The 21,247-nt window shown below is 32.1% G+C and carries 36 protein-coding genes; 35 read left to right on the top strand and 1 reads right to left on the bottom strand.

Annotated features, from left to right (window positions below; genetic code table 11):
• Positions 1-29 precede the first annotated feature (29 nt).
• From U0D62_RS18480 to U0D62_RS18450, 7 genes are all read left to right on the top strand, one after another.
• On the top strand, positions 30-3,095 hold the full coding sequence (locus U0D62_RS18480; RefSeq protein WP_322288813.1) for a right-handed parallel beta-helix repeat-containing protein: 3,066 nt from the start codon (positions 30-32) through the stop codon (positions 3,093-3,095).
• Positions 3,096-3,831: 736 nt separating this feature from the next.
• Complete coding sequence (locus U0D62_RS18475; RefSeq protein WP_322288812.1) at positions 3,832-4,113, top strand: hypothetical protein; 282 nt, start codon at positions 3,832-3,834, stop codon at positions 4,111-4,113.
• Between the two features lie 7 nt (positions 4,114-4,120).
• Positions 4,121-4,654, top strand: coding sequence for a hypothetical protein (locus tag U0D62_RS18470; RefSeq protein ID WP_322288811.1), 534 nt, complete (start codon positions 4,121-4,123; stop codon positions 4,652-4,654).
• A gap of 175 nt (positions 4,655-4,829) precedes the next feature.
• On the top strand, positions 4,830-6,101 hold the full coding sequence (locus U0D62_RS18465; RefSeq protein ID WP_322288810.1) for a hypothetical protein: 1,272 nt from the start codon (positions 4,830-4,832) through the stop codon (positions 6,099-6,101).
• Between the two features lie 305 nt (positions 6,102-6,406).
• Complete coding sequence (locus tag U0D62_RS18460) at positions 6,407-6,577, top strand: hypothetical protein (RefSeq protein WP_322288809.1); 171 nt, start codon at positions 6,407-6,409, stop codon at positions 6,575-6,577.
• Positions 6,534-7,331, top strand: coding sequence for a hypothetical protein (locus U0D62_RS18455; protein WP_322288808.1), 798 nt, complete (start codon positions 6,534-6,536; stop codon positions 7,329-7,331). The genes U0D62_RS18460 and U0D62_RS18455 overlap by 44 nt, the downstream gene beginning before the upstream one ends.
• On the top strand, positions 7,324-7,554 hold the full coding sequence (locus U0D62_RS18450; RefSeq protein ID WP_322288807.1) for a hypothetical protein: 231 nt from the start codon (positions 7,324-7,326) through the stop codon (positions 7,552-7,554). The genes U0D62_RS18455 and U0D62_RS18450 overlap by 8 nt, the downstream gene beginning before the upstream one ends.
• 10 nt (positions 7,555-7,564) lie before the next feature.
• Here U0D62_RS18450 and U0D62_RS18445 read toward each other — a convergent pair whose 3' ends face one another.
• Entirely contained in the window at positions 7,565-7,996 is a 432-nt protein-coding gene (locus U0D62_RS18445; RefSeq protein ID WP_322288806.1) for a helix-turn-helix transcriptional regulator, read from the bottom strand.
• Positions 7,997-8,109: 113 nt separating this feature from the next.
• Between U0D62_RS18445 and U0D62_RS18440 the strand changes: the two genes are divergently transcribed.
• The 28 genes from U0D62_RS18440 (at position 8,110) to U0D62_RS18305 (ending at position 21,237) form a co-directional block, all read left to right on the top strand.
• Entirely contained in the window at positions 8,110-8,454 is a 345-nt protein-coding gene (locus U0D62_RS18440) for a hypothetical protein (RefSeq protein WP_322288805.1), read from the top strand.
• Position 8,455: 1 nt separating this feature from the next.
• The gene (locus U0D62_RS18435; protein ID WP_322288804.1) at positions 8,456-8,722 is read left to right on the top strand and encodes a hypothetical protein; all 267 of its coding nucleotides are present in this window, start codon (positions 8,456-8,458) and stop codon (positions 8,720-8,722) included.
• Positions 8,723-8,743: 21 nt separating this feature from the next.
• Positions 8,744-8,983 (top strand): hypothetical protein, encoded by a 240-nt coding sequence (locus U0D62_RS18430; RefSeq protein ID WP_322288803.1) that lies wholly within the window; start codon positions 8,744-8,746, stop codon positions 8,981-8,983.
• Entirely contained in the window at positions 8,983-9,264 is a 282-nt protein-coding gene (locus U0D62_RS18425; RefSeq protein WP_322288802.1) for a hypothetical protein, read from the top strand. Before U0D62_RS18430 ends, U0D62_RS18425 begins: the two co-directional genes overlap by 1 nt.
• Before the next feature lie 163 nt (positions 9,265-9,427).
• Positions 9,428-9,592, top strand: a complete 165-nt coding sequence (locus U0D62_RS18420) for a hypothetical protein (protein ID WP_322288801.1) — start codon at positions 9,428-9,430, stop codon at positions 9,590-9,592.
• Positions 9,593-9,658: 66 nt separating this feature from the next.
• Positions 9,659-10,066 carry a hypothetical protein gene (locus U0D62_RS18415; protein WP_322288800.1) on the top strand — a complete coding sequence of 136 codons (408 nt, stop codon included), beginning with the start codon at positions 9,659-9,661 and terminating at the stop codon, positions 10,064-10,066.
• Between the two features lie 9 nt (positions 10,067-10,075).
• Positions 10,076-11,185, top strand: a complete 1,110-nt coding sequence (locus tag U0D62_RS18410) for a hypothetical protein (RefSeq protein WP_322288799.1) — start codon at positions 10,076-10,078, stop codon at positions 11,183-11,185.
• Between the two features lie 270 nt (positions 11,186-11,455).
• Positions 11,456-11,668, top strand: coding sequence for a hypothetical protein (locus U0D62_RS18405; RefSeq protein WP_322288798.1), 213 nt, complete (start codon positions 11,456-11,458; stop codon positions 11,666-11,668).
• 2 nt (positions 11,669-11,670) lie between these two features.
• On the top strand, positions 11,671-12,054 hold the full coding sequence (locus U0D62_RS18400) for a MarR family transcriptional regulator (RefSeq protein ID WP_322288797.1): 384 nt from the start codon (positions 11,671-11,673) through the stop codon (positions 12,052-12,054).
• Positions 12,042-12,605: a hypothetical protein gene (locus tag U0D62_RS18395; protein WP_322288796.1), complete on the top strand. Its 564-nt coding sequence runs from the start codon at positions 12,042-12,044 to the stop codon at positions 12,603-12,605. The genes U0D62_RS18400 and U0D62_RS18395 overlap by 13 nt, the downstream gene beginning before the upstream one ends.
• Positions 12,598-12,933 carry an HNH endonuclease gene (locus tag U0D62_RS18390; protein WP_322288795.1) on the top strand — a complete coding sequence of 112 codons (336 nt, stop codon included), beginning with the start codon at positions 12,598-12,600 and terminating at the stop codon, positions 12,931-12,933. Before U0D62_RS18395 ends, U0D62_RS18390 begins: the two co-directional genes overlap by 8 nt.
• Positions 12,926-13,093 (top strand): hypothetical protein, encoded by a 168-nt coding sequence (locus U0D62_RS18385; RefSeq protein WP_322288794.1) that lies wholly within the window; start codon positions 12,926-12,928, stop codon positions 13,091-13,093. The genes U0D62_RS18390 and U0D62_RS18385 overlap by 8 nt, the downstream gene beginning before the upstream one ends.
• A 205-nt stretch (positions 13,094-13,298) precedes the next feature.
• Positions 13,299-14,105 carry a hypothetical protein gene (locus tag U0D62_RS18380; RefSeq protein WP_322288793.1) on the top strand — a complete coding sequence of 269 codons (807 nt, stop codon included), beginning with the start codon at positions 13,299-13,301 and terminating at the stop codon, positions 14,103-14,105.
• Positions 14,047-14,862: a hypothetical protein gene (locus tag U0D62_RS18375; protein ID WP_322288792.1), complete on the top strand. Its 816-nt coding sequence runs from the start codon at positions 14,047-14,049 to the stop codon at positions 14,860-14,862. The genes U0D62_RS18380 and U0D62_RS18375 overlap by 59 nt, the downstream gene beginning before the upstream one ends.
• The gene (locus U0D62_RS18370; protein ID WP_322288791.1) at positions 14,859-15,014 is read left to right on the top strand and encodes a hypothetical protein; all 156 of its coding nucleotides are present in this window, start codon (positions 14,859-14,861) and stop codon (positions 15,012-15,014) included. Before U0D62_RS18375 ends, U0D62_RS18370 begins: the two co-directional genes overlap by 4 nt.
• A 9-nt stretch (positions 15,015-15,023) precedes the next feature.
• A complete protein-coding gene (locus U0D62_RS18365) occupies positions 15,024-15,797 on the top strand; it encodes a DNA adenine methylase (protein WP_322288790.1) in 774 nt (257 codons plus the stop codon).
• Between the two features lie 13 nt (positions 15,798-15,810).
• Complete coding sequence (locus tag U0D62_RS18360) at positions 15,811-16,824, top strand: DNA cytosine methyltransferase (RefSeq protein WP_416135547.1); 1,014 nt, start codon at positions 15,811-15,813, stop codon at positions 16,822-16,824.
• Positions 16,821-17,495, top strand: coding sequence for a hypothetical protein (locus U0D62_RS18355; RefSeq protein ID WP_322288788.1), 675 nt, complete (start codon positions 16,821-16,823; stop codon positions 17,493-17,495). The genes U0D62_RS18360 and U0D62_RS18355 overlap by 4 nt, the downstream gene beginning before the upstream one ends.
• A 27-nt stretch (positions 17,496-17,522) precedes the next feature.
• Positions 17,523-17,687: a hypothetical protein gene (locus tag U0D62_RS18350; RefSeq protein WP_322288787.1), complete on the top strand. Its 165-nt coding sequence runs from the start codon at positions 17,523-17,525 to the stop codon at positions 17,685-17,687.
• A 1-nt stretch (position 17,688) separates the two neighbouring features.
• On the top strand, positions 17,689-18,027 hold the full coding sequence (locus U0D62_RS18345) for a hypothetical protein (protein ID WP_322288786.1): 339 nt from the start codon (positions 17,689-17,691) through the stop codon (positions 18,025-18,027).
• 61 nt (positions 18,028-18,088) lie between these two features.
• Positions 18,089-18,379 carry a nucleoside 2-deoxyribosyltransferase domain-containing protein gene (locus tag U0D62_RS18340; RefSeq protein ID WP_322288785.1) on the top strand — a complete coding sequence of 97 codons (291 nt, stop codon included), beginning with the start codon at positions 18,089-18,091 and terminating at the stop codon, positions 18,377-18,379.
• Positions 18,380-18,493: 114 nt separating this feature from the next.
• Positions 18,494-18,793: a hypothetical protein gene (locus tag U0D62_RS18335; RefSeq protein ID WP_322288784.1), complete on the top strand. Its 300-nt coding sequence runs from the start codon at positions 18,494-18,496 to the stop codon at positions 18,791-18,793.
• 18 nt (positions 18,794-18,811) lie between these two features.
• Entirely contained in the window at positions 18,812-19,102 is a 291-nt protein-coding gene (locus tag U0D62_RS18330) for a hypothetical protein (RefSeq protein WP_322288783.1), read from the top strand.
• A 25-nt stretch (positions 19,103-19,127) separates the two neighbouring features.
• On the top strand, positions 19,128-19,376 hold the full coding sequence (locus U0D62_RS18325) for a hypothetical protein (protein WP_322288782.1): 249 nt from the start codon (positions 19,128-19,130) through the stop codon (positions 19,374-19,376).
• 119 nt (positions 19,377-19,495) lie between these two features.
• On the top strand, positions 19,496-19,873 hold the full coding sequence (locus tag U0D62_RS18320) for a hypothetical protein (RefSeq protein WP_322288781.1): 378 nt from the start codon (positions 19,496-19,498) through the stop codon (positions 19,871-19,873).
• A 22-nt stretch (positions 19,874-19,895) separates the two neighbouring features.
• Complete coding sequence (locus tag U0D62_RS18315; protein WP_322288780.1) at positions 19,896-20,252, top strand: hypothetical protein; 357 nt, start codon at positions 19,896-19,898, stop codon at positions 20,250-20,252.
• Positions 20,249-20,707, top strand: a complete 459-nt coding sequence (locus tag U0D62_RS18310; protein ID WP_322288779.1) for a DUF1643 domain-containing protein — start codon at positions 20,249-20,251, stop codon at positions 20,705-20,707. The genes U0D62_RS18315 and U0D62_RS18310 overlap by 4 nt, the downstream gene beginning before the upstream one ends.
• Positions 20,704-21,237, top strand: a complete 534-nt coding sequence (locus U0D62_RS18305; RefSeq protein ID WP_322288778.1) for a hypothetical protein — start codon at positions 20,704-20,706, stop codon at positions 21,235-21,237. Before U0D62_RS18310 ends, U0D62_RS18305 begins: the two co-directional genes overlap by 4 nt.
• The last annotated feature ends 10 nt before the right edge of the window (positions 21,238-21,247 follow it).

Genomic DNA, 21,247 nt, shown 5'->3' with positions numbered 1-21,247 from the left:
AATTGTATGGTCAATAAAAAGGAGTCGAAATGGAAAAAACATTACTATTAATTGGAATGATTTTTTGTGTATTAGTAAATGCACAAAAAGCAAACAGCACTTTTATTCAGACAGAATCGGATGATTTTGAAAAAACATCTGATTTTTTTGATGAAGAATTAAAACGATCTGATAATTATGTAGAGATCACAAATGAGAAGGGTCGGAATAATGACCAAAGATCAATAGGTAAAGAAAGAAAATCTTTTGAGTATAATAGATTTATTGCTTCTACGGTCTCAGATTTATCCAATCCAGCCAATGCCGGAATGACGATTCTAATACAAAATGAAATCATTCTTACAGAAAATACAGTCCTGGCAGATGGAATGATTCTAAAAGATGATGGAGGCAAAATAACATCAGGAGGATTCAACCTTATTGGATCTAATTCAGGAATCGAGTTTAACGGAGATAAATTGTTTTTAGATTTCTCTACGGGTAAAATATTAGGCAGCTGGAGTACTCCTAATATTGTATACATTACTAATATCGGAGCAAGAGGTCAAGGTAAAACCATTAGAGATGGCAGTATTAATGCAGGAAGTAACATTTTTACATCGGCTACGGCTAACTTTCAATCTAGCGATCTCGGTAAATCTATTCACATTGTAGGAGCAAGCACTATCCCGGTACCAGGATCTGTTCTCAATGCTACCATAACAGATGTTATAAACGTCACAACGGTGAGAATACATACTAATGCCTTAGCTTCAGTAACTAATGGAAATACCGTTTATTGTTATGACGATTGGAATGCTATTAACAATGCACTATATCTTAGAAATCAAAACTCAGGTACTTTATATGTGCCAAATAGGACGTTCTATCATAGTGCTGTAAAACAATCCAATATATCAAGTGCTCCACCATCAGGCTGGAGACTAGGTAATGGTACCAATGATATTACTTTAGAGTTTTTAGGAGGAACGTTTCAGCTAATTCCTCACGATCTGGATAGAACATATACATTAACAATCTATAAAACCAAGAATTATCAAATCGTAAATCCAAGACTTAAAGGAGATTATGATATACATCCTACTGAAGGTATAGGGAAAATTGAACACAATCACGGTATTAATTTTGGTACACTAGCTATTGATGGAAGAGTAGAAAATCCTGATATTTCTTACTACTATGGAGACGGTATGATATCTACGGCAGATCTACAATTTATGAATCAAATCGATGGAGCTAATTTTATAGATAACTCTACTGATTCTACAGTGGCAGTTGGAGCAATTAATGAAGATGGTACCAAAAATACTGGAGATGCTAGTAAGATTTATACGCTAACAAAGCTACCGCTCAACACCTCTCAATTTGAAAACACAAAAGAATTAGGAGATAAAGCTTGGTTTAAGTTAACATCCGGTAGTTTTTCAGGTTGGGGAGGACTATCAAAGCCATATTATCGAGCATTCTATTATAAAAATGATGTAGATAGTACACCGATTGCTATTTCTGATGTATTACATTTTTATGAAAAGGTAGAGATCGAAGAGAATTGGAATTATGTAGAGTTAGAAATTGAAGCACCAACTGATATTAATAATATAGAACTACAATTACGGCCTTCTTTAAATGCAGAAGGATTGATAGTTTCTGGAGGACAGGTATATAATTGTGGTCGTGATGGATTTAGTAACCCCCCAGATCATACAACCATTGACGGAGTTTATTTTAATAATATAGGAGGTTTAAAAGCTGGGCCAGGTTATGGTATAAATGCAGAAGATAGACGTCGCGGCTGTAGAAATCTTACTATTAGGAACAGTAGATTCAGAAATAATTGGGGGGATATATCATTAGTGGGAACAGAAAATGTACACATTTATAAAAATTACTTACTCCCTAATACTAAATTATTGCCAGAAGCTCCCACAGTAGATATACATACGGCAATTAGCTCAGATGATGGTCGTAATGTATTGATAGAAGGTAATGAGATCTATGGTAAAAGTAATTCGGTTGATAGACAGGACAAATTTATACTCAATAGATTAAAAGGAGGTATTATAAACTATACTGCTAATAATAACATAGTAAAGGATAATTATTTTTTGAATGTAAAAGTAAGAGGTATAGGAAATGCATCCGGAGATCGTATTGGTTATCCAACACTTTTTGAAGATAATATATTCTATTATAATGTTTCGATAACTGATACTTGGTTTACCGACCAGGATAATAAAGCTACTTTTAAGAATAATATTTTTGAATTTAATAACATCTCTGATTGGTCCAATTTGGTAGACCCAAATACGGTAGTAATCGAATTAGGTGCAAACGGAAATGATTTACTATTTCTTCGCCAAAATGCAAAGAATGATTATGGTGGAGAATGGGATAATAATATTTTTAAAGGAGCAAGGCCCACCGTAAATAGTAGAGATTATAGTTCTGGAGGAGCGTATTTTCCATTAACTAATTATGAAGCCGGATTATTTGAAACCTCTATAGAGTTTAGGCATGGGTTGCCAAACTCCTACGAGATAGAATTAGGTATGGTAAAAGGATGGGTCGAATTTGATTTAAACCAATACGATCAGATCCCAGATCCAATAATAGCAGAAACAATAACGATAAAAAATACAACAATCATTATTGAAGAAGAAATGTTTAACTGGACAAATACCAATAGTCATATCCTGACAACCGATGATAGAAATGTAAACTTCGTTTTTGAGAATTGTAAGTTTATTATAGAAGTTGATTATTCTTTCAATTCTAAAGTACATCGATGGATGAATCTTGCACATTTTGGGACCACACTTTTTAAAAATTGTTATTTCGAAACCAGAGGAACTATACCAAAACCTTTTGATTTAACAAACACAGCACGATTTCCTGAAAGTTTGGGAGTAGTCACTTTTATAAATCCAATTTTTGTGAATATGACTTTTACAAAAAGAGAGCAGGATATTATATTATTTGATCGAGCTGATAAAAATAATGAGGTATATGTTGATAATCAATCTGCTATTTTAGGAGGTGTTTTACCGGGTTATGTATACAGAACTCCAACAGGAGAGTTAAAAGTGGTTTACTAAGTATTATAAAACCATAAAACACAAATCATGAAAAAGATATTAAGAAAATTAGGGGTTTTGAAATGGATACTTTTTATAATAGACGAAAGAACATTTTTTAAATTTGAGAGGTGGAGGTAAAGCTACTTTCCAGGATGTTATACTCAACAATTTGTCAAGTTTTTTTACCAGAAAAGATCTAGATATAGTTCTCTTTTATAGGATTGAACATCAGTTTTAACTTTTTAGATTTTTGATATTTATTTAAACCTAAATATTTATATTTGCGGCCTGAATATATGTAGATTCTAAGGGATTTTTTCTTTTAAAATAACTTTGAAAAATAACGGGTAGTAGCTTAGTCCGGTTAAAGTGCTGGTCTGGGGGGCGAGAATGTTTCGGCTGATAATCAGTTGTTTATGTGTAATTCTTCTTTAATTTTCAAACATTTTCCAAACATTTTGTGTATAATTAATGAATAACGTTGTCTTATTTATTAATTATTAGTGTCCTAGTTAATGTTAAATTTCTTAAATATCTTAACCAAATTTGTGTATTAACACAATTTTCATAATTTGCGGGAAATATTTTGTTAATTAAATCGGAAAAGAGTTAAAAAGTACCCGATATTATGCCAAATAGATCGATAAAATGTAACAAAAGTTGCTATTTTCCGTCTTATTAATTAAATTACATGCATATTATTGATCCAATTTGTTGTTGTATACTCAAATTTCTGATGGTTTTTAAATTGACTATGAGTAATGATTTGAAAGACAAATTGAGTGAGTTGTTCGATAATATAATAGCTGAATACGGGCTAGTTATTGGATGTGTTGTAATAGGTATATTTATTGGCTGGCAACTAAAAGCGTTTTTTAGTGATAGAAAATATAATCAGCAAATTAATATTAGATTTAAAGAAAAGGATCAACAAATTTATGACCTCAAAAAGCTAGTTTATCAACGATTAACTAGACTTAAAGTTGAAGAAGTGGATAAAGGCTTTTTCCGAAAACTAAAGAAGTACTTCAAATAAAAATGCTATGAATATTTTATTATTAATAATTTCAATGCTAGCTTTGGCATTGTTTCTTCAATATAGACATATTCGTTATCTTAGATTTAAAAACATTTGTAATCTCAAAAGTAAATATGAAGAGATGGAGATGTTTTTTGTGAAGGAGAATATTAAATTCACTAAAGATCACGATAAACTAATGATGTTATTAAAAACTACTGCGGTTAATCCTGGTTTTTTAGATGTTCATGTTTTGCTAGTGAGTAAAGTACTATCAGAAAAGAATAATACATTGGATAATCATGTTAAATGGTTCGAAGATACAATTAAATCAATGCCGGAAGGATTCCAACAAATATTTATGGAATATGATGAATTTAGTGATAATATCATAGTCCTTAGTTATTTGAAACCTGAATTTTTATGGTTTGTAGTAAAATGTGTTTTTAGGAGATTTATAAATGATCGAATTAATGGACTAAAGGAGTTAAAAGAAGAACTCAATTTTGTAAAAGATAATGAAGCGGCTATTACTTATTCGACATTAAAAGCAGCTTAACACAATATAATTTATTAATAAAATTTTATAAATGATCCGTAACAATAGATTTACGGATCATTTTTTTATTTATTCTTGTTTAATAACTTGTCGTATTTTATCAGAATCGATAATGTAAGGGGAAATATCCTCTTTTTTTATTTTCTTTGTATCCTAACTTAAAACCATCTTAGCTATGAAAAACTTTTTTTTCATTCTATTTGTTTTCATTGGATATCTTGCATTCCCTAATATTACTGACCCAGAAGAAAAATTCGAATTCAAATATTATAAGATTACTGAATTTACTGATGGGATGAGATTTATGGTAGAACCAAATGGCTATTTAATAAATCAAGGATTTTTTAAGTATCATAAGAAAGGAAAAGGAAAGAAAGTTGATCTAAATTTATATAAGGGAGAAATATTTGTTTTTAGACGATATGAAGAAAAACTATCCAAACACAAAAAAGACAAAAAAAAGATTGTCTTTATAGTTTTTGAAAAAGGAGGTGAGTTATATGAATATAATACTAATGAAACTTACGAAGAGCTTAAACAATCTGAATCATACATTCATAAGAATGTTGAAGATTTTGTTTTTTATGAAGATGTGGTTTTGAGTAAAACTTATTTTCTAGACCAAACCTTTTATCTTACCAAAGAACCAGAAAGTGGAGCACCAATAAACAGCTTATACAAAGTAGTCCAAATTGATATAATGAACGCAGATTATCCTATTGTACTATTATATCAAAATGTAAATGGTGGTAAAATCTATGAAGATCAGGTTAGGCTTAGCGGAACTAACGAAAAACATATATGCTCGAATAATCACATTTGCGATTTCAAAGATTATTTTTTAGATATGGAGCAGTATAAGGTAATTGAGGAAGAAAGAAGGTTAAAAGAAGAAATTGAAAAAGAGAAATTGAGGATTACAGATTCTATAGCAAAGGCCAAAAAAGAAAAGGAATTACAAAAAGAGCTAGCAGAGGAAATTATTAGATTAAGAGAGGAAATAGAAAAAAGAAAAAAAGAATGTAGTTACAGAACCAATAAAACTGACGAATTTACAGGGAAAAGATTAATAGCTACGAAATATTATGATTTAGATCTAGGTACAAGTACTAGAAGAGATTTAATTATTGGCCTAATGAGAAATGGAAAAGATAAATTTATTACAATAGCTTGTGACATAGATTTAGGGTGTGTTAGTCCATATAAAAACAATCAATCATATGTGAAATTCAAATTAGAAAATGGTAAAATAATTACTTTTTATCACAAAGTCAGTTTAGATTGTTCTAATTTCGAACTTACATCTACCTTAACTAATTCAAAAATCTCCGAATTAAAGAAATCAGCAATTAAAACTATTAGATTTAGCGGTACAAAACATTATCACGATGCCAAGGATATTGGATGGTCCACTTTTTTTATTGATCAATTGGATTGTATAAAATAAAATTTAACATTTTCTAGAGGTAACATAATTACATTTACCGACACTTACTAGTATAATTCCCTGTGAAAATCAACGTAAACACTTAAAATTCAGCCCAAGTTTGATGAAAAAGTGTGGTTTTACCGCATACATGCATGTGGGAAATTTTAGTAAATTGCGTTTGTAAGAATTATCCATGTACTAGTGTAATTCTTAATTCTACCCCTAACACATACTCAGTTGCTAATTTCATCTAGATGTTAGTGTTGATACGGCTTGTAGTGCCTAAATTTACTACATACAGTAATCAATAAAAACAGATAGAGATGAAAAAGTTAGTAATGAATGCATTGGTGTTAGGAATGTTAGTTTTAGGATTTACAAGTTGTGAAAATAACAATGTAAATGAAGAAACATTCGAATCTGAGACTCTGGCAACTGGCCAAGGAGAAGTTGGAGACCCTGTGGAAGAACAGGAAGAAGAAGGTAATCCTTGATATTCTAACCATAATAGTTATTTCTACGGTGGTAGTTTCTTCTATTGCCGTAACTTTTTTACATGAGTATGAACCATCAAGTTCAAAAAAGTATACTCAAATAAAAAAAGATTATAAAAAAATTATAAGTAAAAGAGATACTTCTTATGAATCTCTTTTACTTAAGTTACAAAACAACAAGATTACTAAGGAACAATATATTGCATCTTACATAAGCACTACTGAAATATCGAAATGTGAATTGCAAAATTATCATAGTATCAAAAATGAGATCAAGAAAGAAGACTCTGTTTTAGGATATACGTCCTATAAAAACTATTTATTAGGAATAGGATTACCGATTTTTGGTTTTGTATCATCTTTATTCTTCCTTTTTATTGTAGTTAAAAATGTGAAAGGAACTTGGAAGAGATATTTTTATCTTTTTATATCATTTGCCTTTATTGCTACTTGGGGGTATTGGGTTAGTTGGAGCAACTTGAATCATACACAAGATCCAACTAGACCTGGTGATTTTCCTAGATTGTATTATAATATAGCGCTTTACATTTTGCCAGGTGTTTTCTTCTTCAGTGCTTATTTTTTGATTAATAGCTTCAAAACAATAGAAGAAAAAGTTGGATTAATAATCAAGTTATTCTATAAAGCGTTATATCGAGATTTACCTCAAGGTGATTTAGTTAATCCAGAAAAGGAAACTGAATTCAGAATTTTTAGAACTGAATTGACTAAAAAAGCCGTCGAACATGAATAGAGATAAGGAAATTTCGAAGGTTAAGAAATCTAAATATTTTCCAGAAGAGTATTTAGAGGATTTCTCAGATGATCTTGATATCCTTATAGAACATCAAGAACAAGAAAAACAAAAATTAATAAACGAAATTGGTAATGAAAATGTAAAGGTAGATAGTAAAAAGTTTTTTGATTCAATGACTTTTGCACAAAAAGGTTATTTGTATAGATTAGATCATTGTTAGAATAAATAAATTACTTCATTAACTTATATAGTTCAGAGACATTAATATTATCTCCTTCTTTAGCTTTTAATACTAATCTTAAAGCTTCAATGTCCAAAAGGTTTTTAAAAACAGGAACATTCTTTAATTCTTCTATATTTTCTGCAACAAAAACTGAGACTTCCGATAAACTATTAAAATTTACTGTAGTTCCTCCTTGTTGATTTGAAAACATATCATCACTAAGTCCTAATATATAGTATGCGTTTATGTTGAATATTTCAACCATTTTTTTTATTACATCGTAGTTTGGTTGAGAAAGTATTATTTCACCATTAGAATTTTTTCTTCCCTTAACATAACCTTCTACAGTAGTGTTAGCTATACCAAGTTTCTTTGAAAAGCTATTGTTATTGAGGTTTAAGGCAGATATTATGTTCTTTATTCTTTCACTTGTGTCCATTTAAAAACTGGGATTTATAACACTTTAACATAAAAATATGCAAATAAGTTGAATTTATATGCGAAAGTGTTGTATATTTGTGGTGTAATACAACAACATTTACGCACAAATATATGAAAACGCTACAAAAAGTAACCACAAACTGCCCAACAAGTTTAACACAAGATGTAGTAGCAGATCTTTTAAAAGATGCTGATATAATTATCTATGAGGATAGTAGATATGTATTCGCAGAACTTAATCATGGAGGGTTTCATATTTTATGTGAAAGACTGGAATTAGACACCGAATATCAGGACATCACCATTTACTACGGTGAAATACAAATAACAGATCAAACCACTATAGAGAACGTAGCTAATTGTCTTTATGAGTATGCTACAAATGAATTGGCAAATGCAGATAGTGGTTTTTCTTTTCAAGACAAACAACACGCTAATAATTTAATCTTCTCTTAATATGGAAATGCTAGTTAATAATTTTTCAGGAATGCTTAATGACGATGTTCAATACAGAATTGAATGGGAAATATTAAATGATTCAATGGTACTTGATTTATATGTAAGACCATTTGGTAAGCACAATTTCTATTATGATTCAAATATAGTTGTGAATTACAATCAGAAGAATTTCGAAGAAAAGAGAAGATTGATATTAAAAGATGCTTTTAAAAAGTGGGGAATAAAACTTCTTAAAGAGGAAATGGAATTACTTAAAACAGCATAAAAGTAATCAAAGAATAAAGGGATGATTGAAAACATAAAAAAGTTATACGCTAGGATTGAGGATAAGAGCGCCTTTATAGAGTTATGTGCTGCAGAATTCAATAAAGACCCTAGAACACTTGCTAACCATTGGTTTTCTAGATTTTTCTCAGTTCCAGTTAAACATCAGGAAAGAGTAGTTGAACTTTTACAGAACACTATTAGAAAACAAATCAAGGAGCAACAAGAATTGGTTAATACTGAATCAGATAAAGTAGAATAATGAAAACACCAAGCATAAATTTAGATGGACAAGAGGTAGTAGTAGTTGATAAGTCTATGTTTCAGGATTTAGTTTACAAAATGGCTTCTAATATGAGAGAAAGTAAAAGAAAGAAGATATCTAATTTAAAGGAAGCTCTTGAGATTCTAGGATGTAGTAAAACTACTTTATACAAAATGCTTAAGGATCCAAAATGTAAGATTAGAAAATCTTCAGTTAATGGAAAGTTCATTACTGAAAGCTTGGATAGAGAATTAGAGAGACTTGACAGAATAAGATGATGAAAACATTACAGCAAATTATAATAAGAATAGCAAATAGATATAGAGTTGGAATTCTATATGGGTTATGCGCATTTGGAGTATCTCTTTTAATCCTATTCTGTGTAATTGCTGGAGTGTTTTTATACAGTTCAATAACATAAAATTTAAAACCTAAATAACTATGAAAACAATACTTACAAATCCAGAAGCTTATTGGCTAATGTGTATAATATTTTTTCTAACAGGAGCTATTATGACATTAATAGTATTCAGCTACCTACAGGAAAAAGATTATCAGAAAATTAAGAGATGGAGAAAACGAAATAAAACTCTGTTTTTAAGATAAAAATAACCCACTGCGCCAACAGTGGATCACTAAACCTAAGTTTAATATTTAATTCAATTCAAAATTATGGAAAATTCACAAACTGCATTAACAAATCTAGATCAATTACCAAACTTGCATGATGCAAAATTATCACCAAGAGAGCTTTCGTCAGATTACTGGACACCGGAGGAGCAAGGGGAATATAAGGTTGGGATTATTGTTGAGATCAAGGAAGAAACATACATCAGCGAGGAAACTGGAGAAGAAATAAACTTGCCGTGCATTATAATGCTTGCACAAGATTCTTCTGGTGATTTTAATACTATCCGAAATGGCTCAAAGCGATTAGTAGGCACTATTGAAGACGCAATTAACAGTGGAGAATTGATATTTAATCAGACACCAGTAAGAGTTACGTATGTAGGAAAATCGAAAAACAAAACAAACTCTTTTAAGTCTGATAGATGGAGTGTGAAACCTATAATACTGTAGGTTATGGGTATGGAGGGTTTAAAAAACACTTTGCCGGATTTACATTCGGCAGGTGTTTCTGATAAAGAACTCTTTAAGACTAAACCTGAAGATCTTTCACTGGAAGAAGCTAATAACTTAGAAGAGGGTTTAAGAATTAAGAAGTTCAAAGAGGGATATAAAAGAATTGAAAAATCTAGTTGGCCGGTAGTAACTAATTTCAATGATTACAAATTTAGAGCACATAGTATAGGACATATTATGTCTGGTATTCCAAAACCGTTAACAACTAACCAGGAAGAAGAGTATAATGTATTACTTCTGAGGCATAAAGGGGAAGGGAAAGCTTTAACTCTTAAGCAAATCGAAAAACTAGGTGATTACTCTAAAAGAAAAAACAGGAAACCTTTTCTAACGGATGGTGCTAAAACCTATCTAGAGAAACTTGTATTTCAAGAAATAACAGGAAGGAAAAAAGATATTACTGCAAAATACCTTGATAAAGGGATTCAAGTGGAAGAAAAATCTATTACTCTTTATTCTGAGGTTACAGGTCAATTGTTTCTTAAAAATCAAGAGCGTAAAGAAAATGAATACTTCTCTGGTGAATGCGATAATGCTGAAGAGAAGATCAGAGATATAAAATCTAGTTGGGAGTATGAAACCTTTCCCATAAGAGAAAGGGAAATTCCTAGTAAGATTTATGGTTGGCAATTAGATGTATACATGGACTTATGGGATTTTAAAGAGTCGGAATTAATTTATTGTCTTGTTGATACTCCTTATAAACTGATCAGTGATGAGCTAAGGCGGATGGATTGGAAGTACAATATTTTCAATTCAGAAGGCAATGTACGTAACGATAGTATTGATTTGGTTGTAGAAACCGTTTGCAATTTAATATTTACAGAAAAAGGACTTGAAGAGTTTTGCGAACAAAGTGAAAGTGTAAGACTCGAATGGTTCATTGGAGTATTCAAAGAGATTCCAGAAGAAATACGAATAAAGGTTTTTAGTCATAACTACTGTACAAAAAGAAACCAACAACTAAAAACTATGGCAAAGTTAGCAAGGGATTATATGAATAGCTTAATAGAACAATTAGGTGAAGGAATTTTAAAATTCCAAAATACAGCATAGAAAATAAAAGGAGAGAGGTTCCATAATTACAGTTGGCAGGTTGATTTTTTTAGTTTTTTAATTCACCTCTCTCCTTAAATAAAATAAACAATGGTAGTTGTGAGGTTGGGTAACTCGCGAGGAATGGGGGGGAGTGTATGTTTCAGAAACTCGCGAGTTTTTTAAATCAAAATATTAATGGCAAATACATATAGCTGCAGTGACGGGACCAGAGTGACACAAAAAACTATAGATCGAAAGATAAGGGAGGCGAAAGCCACGGCGTTGGAGATGCAGTTCTTAGACTATGGATATAACTTTTGTGAACAATGTGGGAGTAATGGGAACGGTACCCGTCTTGACTGCAGTCACGATATATCAGTTAAAAAGGCCAAAGAAAGTGGTAAAACAGAATTATGCTGGGATCCTGGAATCATTGTAATAAGATGTAGATCCTGTCATCAAGAATACGATCAGTTAAATCTTCAATTCACAAAATTTTAGATATGAAAGCAAGAATTAAAACTTTACTAAATCAAATTCAATCAGGACGATTAGAAACTGATATCTCAAGAGTATTGGATCATATTAAAACGCATCCATTTACAACACTTCCTGAAATAAAGAAAAAATTATGTCTAGCTCATCAAACCGCATCCGCAAGAATAAGTGACTTATTGGATTTGGGGTTGATAGAAGAGAAGGGAGAGAAGAAAACTTCCAATGGGACATATTCTTATTTCAAATTTCAACCGGATTATCAGAAACAAGAATGCAATGCTTCAAAAAGGAAGAAAGAAAAATATGACTATTGGGTGAAAAAGGGATTGACCCAATTCAAAGAGTTTATAAATCCAAAACTTAAAAAACAATTAAGATGCACAAAGTAGAAAACACTTATCGTCCAGATGAAGTAGAATTCACTGTCGAAACCAGTCAGGTACCAAGTTCACTTGGAAAGTTTAAAACGGATAAAGAGGCCAGAGTTTTTATGTCAGAGAACTTACTAACTGTACAAAGTAAGATCACTACAGAAAGATTTATGGATCAATGTGAAATAGAGGGTTTGAGAGATCAATATTCTGATGAGTTAGAAAACAACCTTCCTTCAATAAAAGCTGAGCATTTCAAGAAAATAGAAGAACTGGAGAGAGCCAAGCAAAATGAAAAGGACGCCAAAGAAATGGTTAACTCCAGTTTAAATAAGATTCAACAGTTAGCTAATGAAGTAAATGATAGAACCACCGAAATAGAATTGGATCCTGCATTTACGTGGGAGGTAGTTTATAACGGTAAAAGATTCTATTACACTTATATAGATAAAGAAATTAAGCTAGCAGCAATTAGGGATATTCCTAGTTATGAGATGGAAGATTTAATTAGTAGCAGTGATAAAAACGAAGAATTCTTTATAGAGAAATTGAAAGTTGTGAATGAGTAGACTAAGGCGTAAACGGGGGCGTCCTTCTAACTATAGAAAATCACTACAAAAGAATAAATATTGGGAAAAAGTCAAAAGGAAAGTAAGGATTAGAGATAATTTCCAATGTATTATTTGTGGTTGTAAAACTAAACTCGAAACTCATCATATAGCATATTCCATAGATGGAAAAAGTATAATAGGGAATGAGTTAGAGTACTTAGAATGGATTGCTACACTCTGCGAATTAGATCACCAGAATTCTCATAACAATATTAAACACCCACTTAATCCTAACAACAAACTCAAACTAAATGTTACTGAATTTAAATCACATAGAGATGTCTAACAAACTAGAACTTAATAATCGTGTTCTCTTCCTAAACGGCAAAGAAGTAAGCAGAAACACTATTAAAAACAACCAGACTACAATGTCAGAAATAAGATCATTGATTGATTATTGTGAGGCATTAGGAGAGATAGAAGGGATCAAATTTAAGTTTGATTAATGATCTATGAAGGAATACATATAGCTCCTTCATTTATTGAACCTATGACATTTTTTCTATTCAGGGAGAATGGTATAGAAGTCAAGTTTAAAATTAAACATAACAAAGTGTTTTCTGAAAGATGGTTAAGACCAAATGAAAGAAAATACATTCAGGAAAGCATACTAAAGAAACAGCAATCCTTTAGCGATATACAGTTAGTCATATGAATAAAGCTCCTTCATTTTCATTATATGCTCAGGATTTTCTTACTGGTGTAATGTATCTCACCAATGAAGAAATAGGCATTTATATTAAGATGTTGTGTAAACAATGGACAGATGGTAAAATACCCAAAAAAAGGCTTGGGTTTTTGGTGGGTTTAGATTGGGATAACCTCTCTGAAGAATTAAAAGAGAAGTTTGAGGATAAAGGAGAATACCTTATAAATACTAGGCTTGAAGAGGAAAGACAGAAAAAATCTAGTTTCCTTAAGAAGCAATCTGATAATGGCAAAAAAGGAGGGAGGCCAGCTAAAAAAGGAAATAACTCAAAACCCAAACAAAACCCAAATCAAACCCAAAAAAAGCCTTTAGAAAAAGAAGATGAAAAGGAAATAGAAAAAGAAAATGTAATTGAAGATGAAATTGAAAATAGTTTTTCGTCCGAAATTTTTGAAGAAGAATTTACTGATTCGATTTCTGATTATTTCTTACAGACTACCGAAGCTCAAAAAATGAAAGTCAATGGATTTTTAAAATCCGATAGAATCCGTCCACAAATAGAAAACTTCAAAATACAAACTAAGGCTTACGCCGAGTACAAAGAACTAACAGGAGAGAAAATACATAACTGGTTAAGTTACCAAACCGAATGGGACCGTGAAGATTGGGTTAGAAAACTAGAAAGGGAAAGATTAAATAATTCAAGAAAAGATGCAAAACAAAATAATCAATCAGGGCAAGGGCCAAGTGATGACTATCGAAGAAAAACGGCAGAAAGACTTGGTATTATACAGCCCGAGCAATTGTGAAAAGTATTCTCATAAGCTTCGTACTATCAAAGATGTTTTACAATTACCAAGTAAATCTTTAGCTGATTTTAAAAGAGATTACGGTAAAGAATGGGTGATAGGATATATCTCAATGTGGCTTATAAACCTAAATGATAACTCAAATGTCAAAACCAAAATGGGTGATGCTCAGATGGATTTTACCGCTGAGAGAATATTTGAAACATATAGTCTAAAAGTTACTGATCTCACATTGTTTTTCAGAAATATCAAAGAAGGTGTTTACGGTCCATATTACGAGAATCTTTCACAGGAAAAAATAATGGAGTGGTTACGACAGTATTTTGATCTAAGATGTGAAACCGCAGCTATGTATTCTGGAGATGCACACGAAAAAATATCTCTGACTAAGGATAAGATAGATCCTGGGATAGCAAAAGAAATGTTTAAAGGGATAGGAGAGGAGGAAGTAATCCACAATCACAAAAGTAACGGCATTGGAACTAGAACAAAAGTGAAATATGAAAAAGCCAAGGTTGTCACAAATCGCACGGATTATTTAAATCAAATGTTCTTGGAAACTAAAAAAATGAATAATGAAGATTTGAAAAACTACTTCCTCTCTTTTGATGTTTCCAACGAAGATTATGACCAGGATATTTATGAGATGGTGGAAAAGGAATTAGAGTATAGAATTAATCCTCCAGTCATTGAACCAGAAAGACAAACTAAAAATTCCATTAGAGAAGGGCTTAAAAATAAACAATCTAATAAATGAAAAACAAACTCCATCAATTACCAGACTACGAAGTCATAGAAGTAGTCCTACGCAAGGAAATGACAGTAGGTCAATACAAGGAAAAGATAAAAGTATTTAAGGCTAAAGGGTGGAGTATACAGGGATATCAAAAGGGGATAACTAATCAATAATTATTAAGTATGATTTTGACAAGACTTGGAAATAAAAGAAAACTAGCGAATAACCTTTGGGAGTATTTTCCAAAACATAAGATGCGTATCGAATTATTTTTTGGTGCTGGAGGCTCTTTTTTTTATACACCACCAAGTCAATATGCAATCCTTAATGATTTTGATGATGATGTTACCAACTTATATAAGGTTCTATTAAATAATAAGGCAGAGTTAATTGATGAAATAAAAATAATGCCGATTTCCCAAAGCTTAATAAAATATTGGAAGAGTAATTCGGAAACTGATCCAATGAAGAAGGCACTACGATTCTTATTACTCTCCAACTTTACGTACTTAGGTAAAGGAGATACTATAAGGTTAGGATTAGATAACACGAAATATAATTTAATAAATAGTATAGAACCAACATTCCAGAAACTACAGAATGCCAAAATTACCAATCTGGATTTTAGAAATGTACTGGATAAAATATCCTTCTCAAAAACTGTGATGCCTAAAGAAAGAGCATTCGTATATCTAGATCCAGTGTATCTCGACACAGAACACTATTACAATGTACCTAATTGGAAGGTAAAAGATACAGAAGATTGTTTTCGATTGATGTCGGAATGCGGGATAAAATGCGCTATGTCTGAATTCAATCACGAAAAGGTAATGGATTTCGCCAGTGATTATAAAATGAATGTTATTCCACTTAAAGAACGTGTAAATATTAAAAATAGAAGAATTGAGGTATTGGTTACTAACTATACTGATCCTCAATTGAAAATATCATTATAAAAAAATAGCAAATGTGGATTGTACCAAAAAACCTATTAACGAAGAACAGCGAATATTATCTTTTTGCTACGGATATGGAGGACTTGAAAGAGGAGTCAATTCAGTTATCCCAATTAAGTCAGTCGCTTACGTGGAGATCGAAGCATTTCAAGACTTCAACTTGGTTGCGTCGATGGAAGCGGGTTTGGTGGATCCGGCACCTATTTACACGGATATTAAAACCTTCGATGCAAAACCATTTCGTAACAGAATACACGGCATCATTGGAGGTTATCCCTGTCAAGGAGAAAGTTATGCAGGAAAAAGACAACTCTGGAACGACTCTCGATTTATTTACCCATATATTGAGAAATGCATCAATGCCTCTAGACCTCTTTGGTGTTTCTTCGAAAATGTCTCAGGACACTTATCCGGGTCTTTCCCCTATGTTCTTGACAGCCTACGATCAATGGGTTACAACGTTGAAGCGGGATTGTTTACTGCGTCAGAGGTTGGTGCGCCACATGAAAGAAAAAGGCTCTTCATACTCGCATTGGATGACTCCACAAACGGTGGGTTCGAATGGAGACGGAAGAAAACTAAGAATGAAAACAGGAAACAGGGATCCAGAGAAAATTGGGAATTGGAGGGGAGACCTAAAAGATCAAGTCAAGAATTGGGCAACTCCAGTTGCTGCGATGGACGGGTTATATCAGGATCATCATCCAGAGAACAGAAATTCGATGAGCCTTGCAACAATAGTAATGAACTATCCAACTCCTCAAGCAAGCGAAACAGAAAAAGCAGCAAAGAATACCAAACAGGAGAGTTTATCACGAATGGCGATCAATGGCCAGCTAGACAAGGGCAATCACAGTTTCAATGGGAGGAGCCAAGAACGACTAAACCCGGCTTGGGTTGCACAATTAATGGGTACAACTTTAGAACAGAACTTCTTCGCCAATATGGTAACGGAGTAGTTAGTCAACAAGCAGCTTATGCATTTGAATGTTTATTAGAAAAACACAAGAATAATTATAGATTATGAAAAAAACACTCACTCTAGAAGACTGGTTTGTACACCTAAGAATAGTAAGTGTCACTGTTATAGCAGTTGTCATATCAATCATAGCAAAATCCAGCTGGTATTACTTTCAGAAGTTCACCATAGAGATTCCAGAAGCAAGGGCAGTAGCAGCAATATTTTTTGGAATAGCTACGGGAGTAATTGTATCACTAATGAGTTTCCATAAGAGTGAGAAGAATAAAACTTTCAACGCTTGGGTATTCTATATAGCAAACATTATCCTAACGGCTTTAATCCTAAATGTATTTGAAAGTGCAGATCCTAGGAATGTAGAATTCGTCTGGAAACCTGTAACCTTTTATGTTGAATTCATTTTTCTAAGTCTTCTAATCCCCACGCTCGAATTCGCTACAGTCAACAAATGGAAGGAACTATACCACAAAGAAAAAGAGGGATGTAAACTAACTCTTAGCGATTTGGAGGAAGGTATTAGCGATACGGAACAAAGACTTAACGAATTAAAGCAACAGGAGAGCGAATTAGAACAAAGAAAAGCGCATCTACTTGAGGAGGAGCAAACGAGAACCTGTTCAAAATGTCAACAAGTATTTGGAAGTAAAAATGCTAAGAACGCCCACAAGTGTAAGATAGAAGATATACCTGTTATTTCAGAAGAAGTAAAACCACAATAAAATAGTAACTCTTAAAACTAAAAACCAATGAAAAAGAAAAACTACTTAGAAAAAGACAAGACAATGACTAGAGCCATAATTGCAGCAACGGGATTTGCAGTTGTAGCTTCAATAGCTGTTGCATTCAATAACCCTCACGTATTATGGGCGTGGTCTTTAATTCCTAATACAGTAACAACGATTTGCGATTAATATGGATGGTATTCCCTACGAAATACAGGATCGAAAGCTAAACTCTTTTAAGCATACGTTTGATTACAATTTTTGTAAAAGAAAGTATAACGAGTATGCACGTATGCCTTTGGATGAATTTAAGGAATGTTTAAAGGATCGTCAGAAGCTTGGAGAGATAGGTCATCTATGTTGTTTTATCCTTTGGGTAAAGAATAAAGAACAGTTCGAATACAGGGATACTTTAGGTGATAGAGGGTTGATTCATTTACTATTTCATTGCCTAGAGAATGACGACTCAATTGAAATGCATGTACAATATATACACGAACTATTTAAAGAAGATATAGAGCTAGTATAAATAAAAAGGGGAAGCCAAAAACCTTAAAACAGAGTAGGTAAAATTAAACAAATTTATAGAGATGAATAGTAGAATTTTTTTAGGAGGAACATGTGCAGGGACTAAATGGAGAGATGAAATAGAAAAAATTGTTCAAATACCAACATTTAATCCAGTTGTAGATGATTGGACACCTGAATGCCAAGAGATAGAAATTGACGAAAAAGAAAACAGATGTGATGTTCATTTGTATGTTATAACGAGTGAAATGCAAGGAGTGTTTTCCATTGCTGAAGTTATTGACAGCGTTCATAATAAATCAAAGAAGACTTTACTTCATGTTATGCCAAACGGATTAAAAAGCACCAATTGAAGTCGTTGAAAGCCGTTGTAGACTTAGTAAAAAAACGTGGAGGGATGGCATATATAGATAGTGATCTGAATAGAACTTGCAGACTTCTTAATTACGCATTTAAAAACTAAAATGATGGAAAAAGGAAATAGAAAAAAGAGAGAGCAGCAAAGAGATAAGTTTTTAAAACCACAACCAAAAGTACAAAGGAAAGCAGTGGTAACCATAAAACCTGATGCAAAGATTCCTGAATCTAAGGTTAGTATTGATACTGGTAGTGTATCAGATTTAGAAATGTATAAATACTTATCAGATATGGCTAAACATTTTGCAACAGTATTATGTCAAGAAGCTGGAGAAGTTGTAGGAGATGATCCAGATGACCAAATTAAGTATTTGAATTGGAGAATTGAACAATCAGGGATTAACCACTAAACAAAACACTATATAGTTATGAAAACAACAGGAATAGAATTAATTACAAAAGAGAGAAAGGAACAAATAGAAATTCATAATAGAACAATTGAGGATGATAAGAAATTCAATACTGATTATCAATTGTCTTATGCTGGATGTTGTTTAGTTTGGACAGAAATAGACAATTTCCTTTTAGATTGTCGTTATAGACCCCCAACAGGATGGGGTTTACAATCGTGGCACAATATGCTTGATAAACCATATAAAGAGAGATTAATAATTGCAGGAGCTTTAATTGCAGCTGAAATAGATAGGTTGAATCACTAGAAACCAATAACTAAATAATGCAATTATGAGTAATAATAAAGAATACAGAGTGACATACATCCTAGAAGGAGATGTTATTTTAGAAAAAGGCAAAATAATCCTAGAAAGTTATGGTAACAATAACTTAGGAAGTAATGAAGATTTTATTGCAGAAGTTAAGTTACTAATTGAAGAGTGGAACGAAACAGCTATGCACGGATATGGTAAAACCTTGCTTAGATTGTATAAGACAAACAATACAACTAAACAACGAACATTAATTTATAGTAATTAATACAATTATGGTAAACTACGAATATTGTCCAAATTGTTCTCACGGTTTAAATGCCCAGGAAAAGACATTAAGAATATGTGCTAACTGTTTGGAAGATTGGCAAGATAAAGAATTAACTAATGAGTAAAGTTAACAGGTCAACATATCAGAAGGTAGTAGAGGAAAATAAAAGACTCTTAAGAGATATCAAGGTATTGGTTAACGGTTCAATACCTGAAGTAATATTTCTAAAAGATAAGTATCAGAAACGTTTTAAAAGCGAAAAAGAGTTAAACGATTTATTAAGATATGCAGCTAAAAAGTATGTGGATGATAATCCTAACGATCCTGTTGTAATGGCTGTAAAAGAAATAGGTGATAAACAGAAAAAACTTACACAATGTATGGCTGGTAGGGATGGTGAATGTTGTCACAATAAATGCCCTCAAATACTAGATAATGAACCAGAATCTACAGGACGGCACTGCCCTTTACCCTTTATTGATTGGAGACAATAAAAACGAATTTAAATAATTAACTATGAATAGACCATATCAACCAAGTAACGGAACTGAAGGAATGATATTCACGGAAAAATATTGTATGAATTGTATTAACTGCCATCCTGATCCGTGTCACCATAAACAATGTCAAATACTTTGTAATGCATTGGTATTTCATATAAATGATAAAGAATACCCAAAAGAATGGGTATATATTGATGATGAACCAAAATGCACTGCTCGGGTAAAATGGGATTGGGATAACGATGGTGATCCAGACGATTCAGATAATCCTAAAGCACCACCGCCACCAGCTCCAGATAATCAACTAATGCTATTTAGCATAGTGGATAAAGTTTTAGAAAATCACTCGGTAAAAGAAGAAATAAAATGAAAAAAGGCGCAATAATTTCAGAGTGCGGGAAATATAGATATAGGTTGTGGCGTATTTGGGATGAAAGTAAACCAAAGGTAATGTTTATAATGCTTAACCCTTCATTAGCTGATGCGGAACGGGATGATCCAACTATAAGACGTTGCATTAATTTTGCAATTTCTTGGGGATTTGGTGGGATATATGTTGGTAATATTCACCCTTATCGATCTACTGATCCAAGAAAACTAAAAAAGGTAATGAATACTTATGGTAAAAATAATGTAGTTCATATAGTTTCAATGCTTGATAAATGTCAAGTTGTGGTTTGTGCCTGGGGTAATAATGAGCGACCTCCAGAATATTTTAAGGAGTTATCAAAACTTCATTATCTGGAATTATCAAAGAATGGAACCCCTAAGCACCCTTTATATCTAAAAGCGGATTTAAAACCAAAAAAATATAGATTAATATGACGCTAGCATTCAGTACACATTGGAGTAAGAAAATGAGAAGTTTAGCAGGGTTAAAAACTTGTTTTGTTGATAAAATCACAAACTGTATGTGGAAATATCAGAGTAAAGAAATGAATGATTTTGCTTTAAAATCGGACTATCGTGAGGATATATATACGTATACAACTCCTGCTGAAATTGAAGAGATATCACCTAAATTACACACTATCCGTCAAGATTCAAAAAATCGGTGGCAACCAGGTAAACTTATACATCCAGTAATTAATAATAGAACAAAGGACAGATTTCAATTTGCACCAACTATAAAATGTATTTCCGTTCAACAAATTGAAATAGTCTATTCCGATGAAGAACTATGTGAACAACATTGTATAGAGCCAGTAATAAAAATAGATGGTAGAGTACTTGGAATTGAAGAATGTGATCAATTAGCAATTAATGATGGGTTTGATGATATACAAAAATTTCTATGGTGGTTTAATGAAGATTTCAAAGGAAAGATTATTCACTGGACAGATTTCAAGTATTAGCAAAAATATA

The organism is Aquimarina callyspongiae, assembly GCF_034322225.1.
In the GTDB taxonomy this organism is placed as follows: Bacteria; Bacteroidota; Bacteroidia; order Flavobacteriales; family Flavobacteriaceae; genus Aquimarina.
This window is presented reverse-complemented; position numbering and strand designations above follow the sequence as displayed.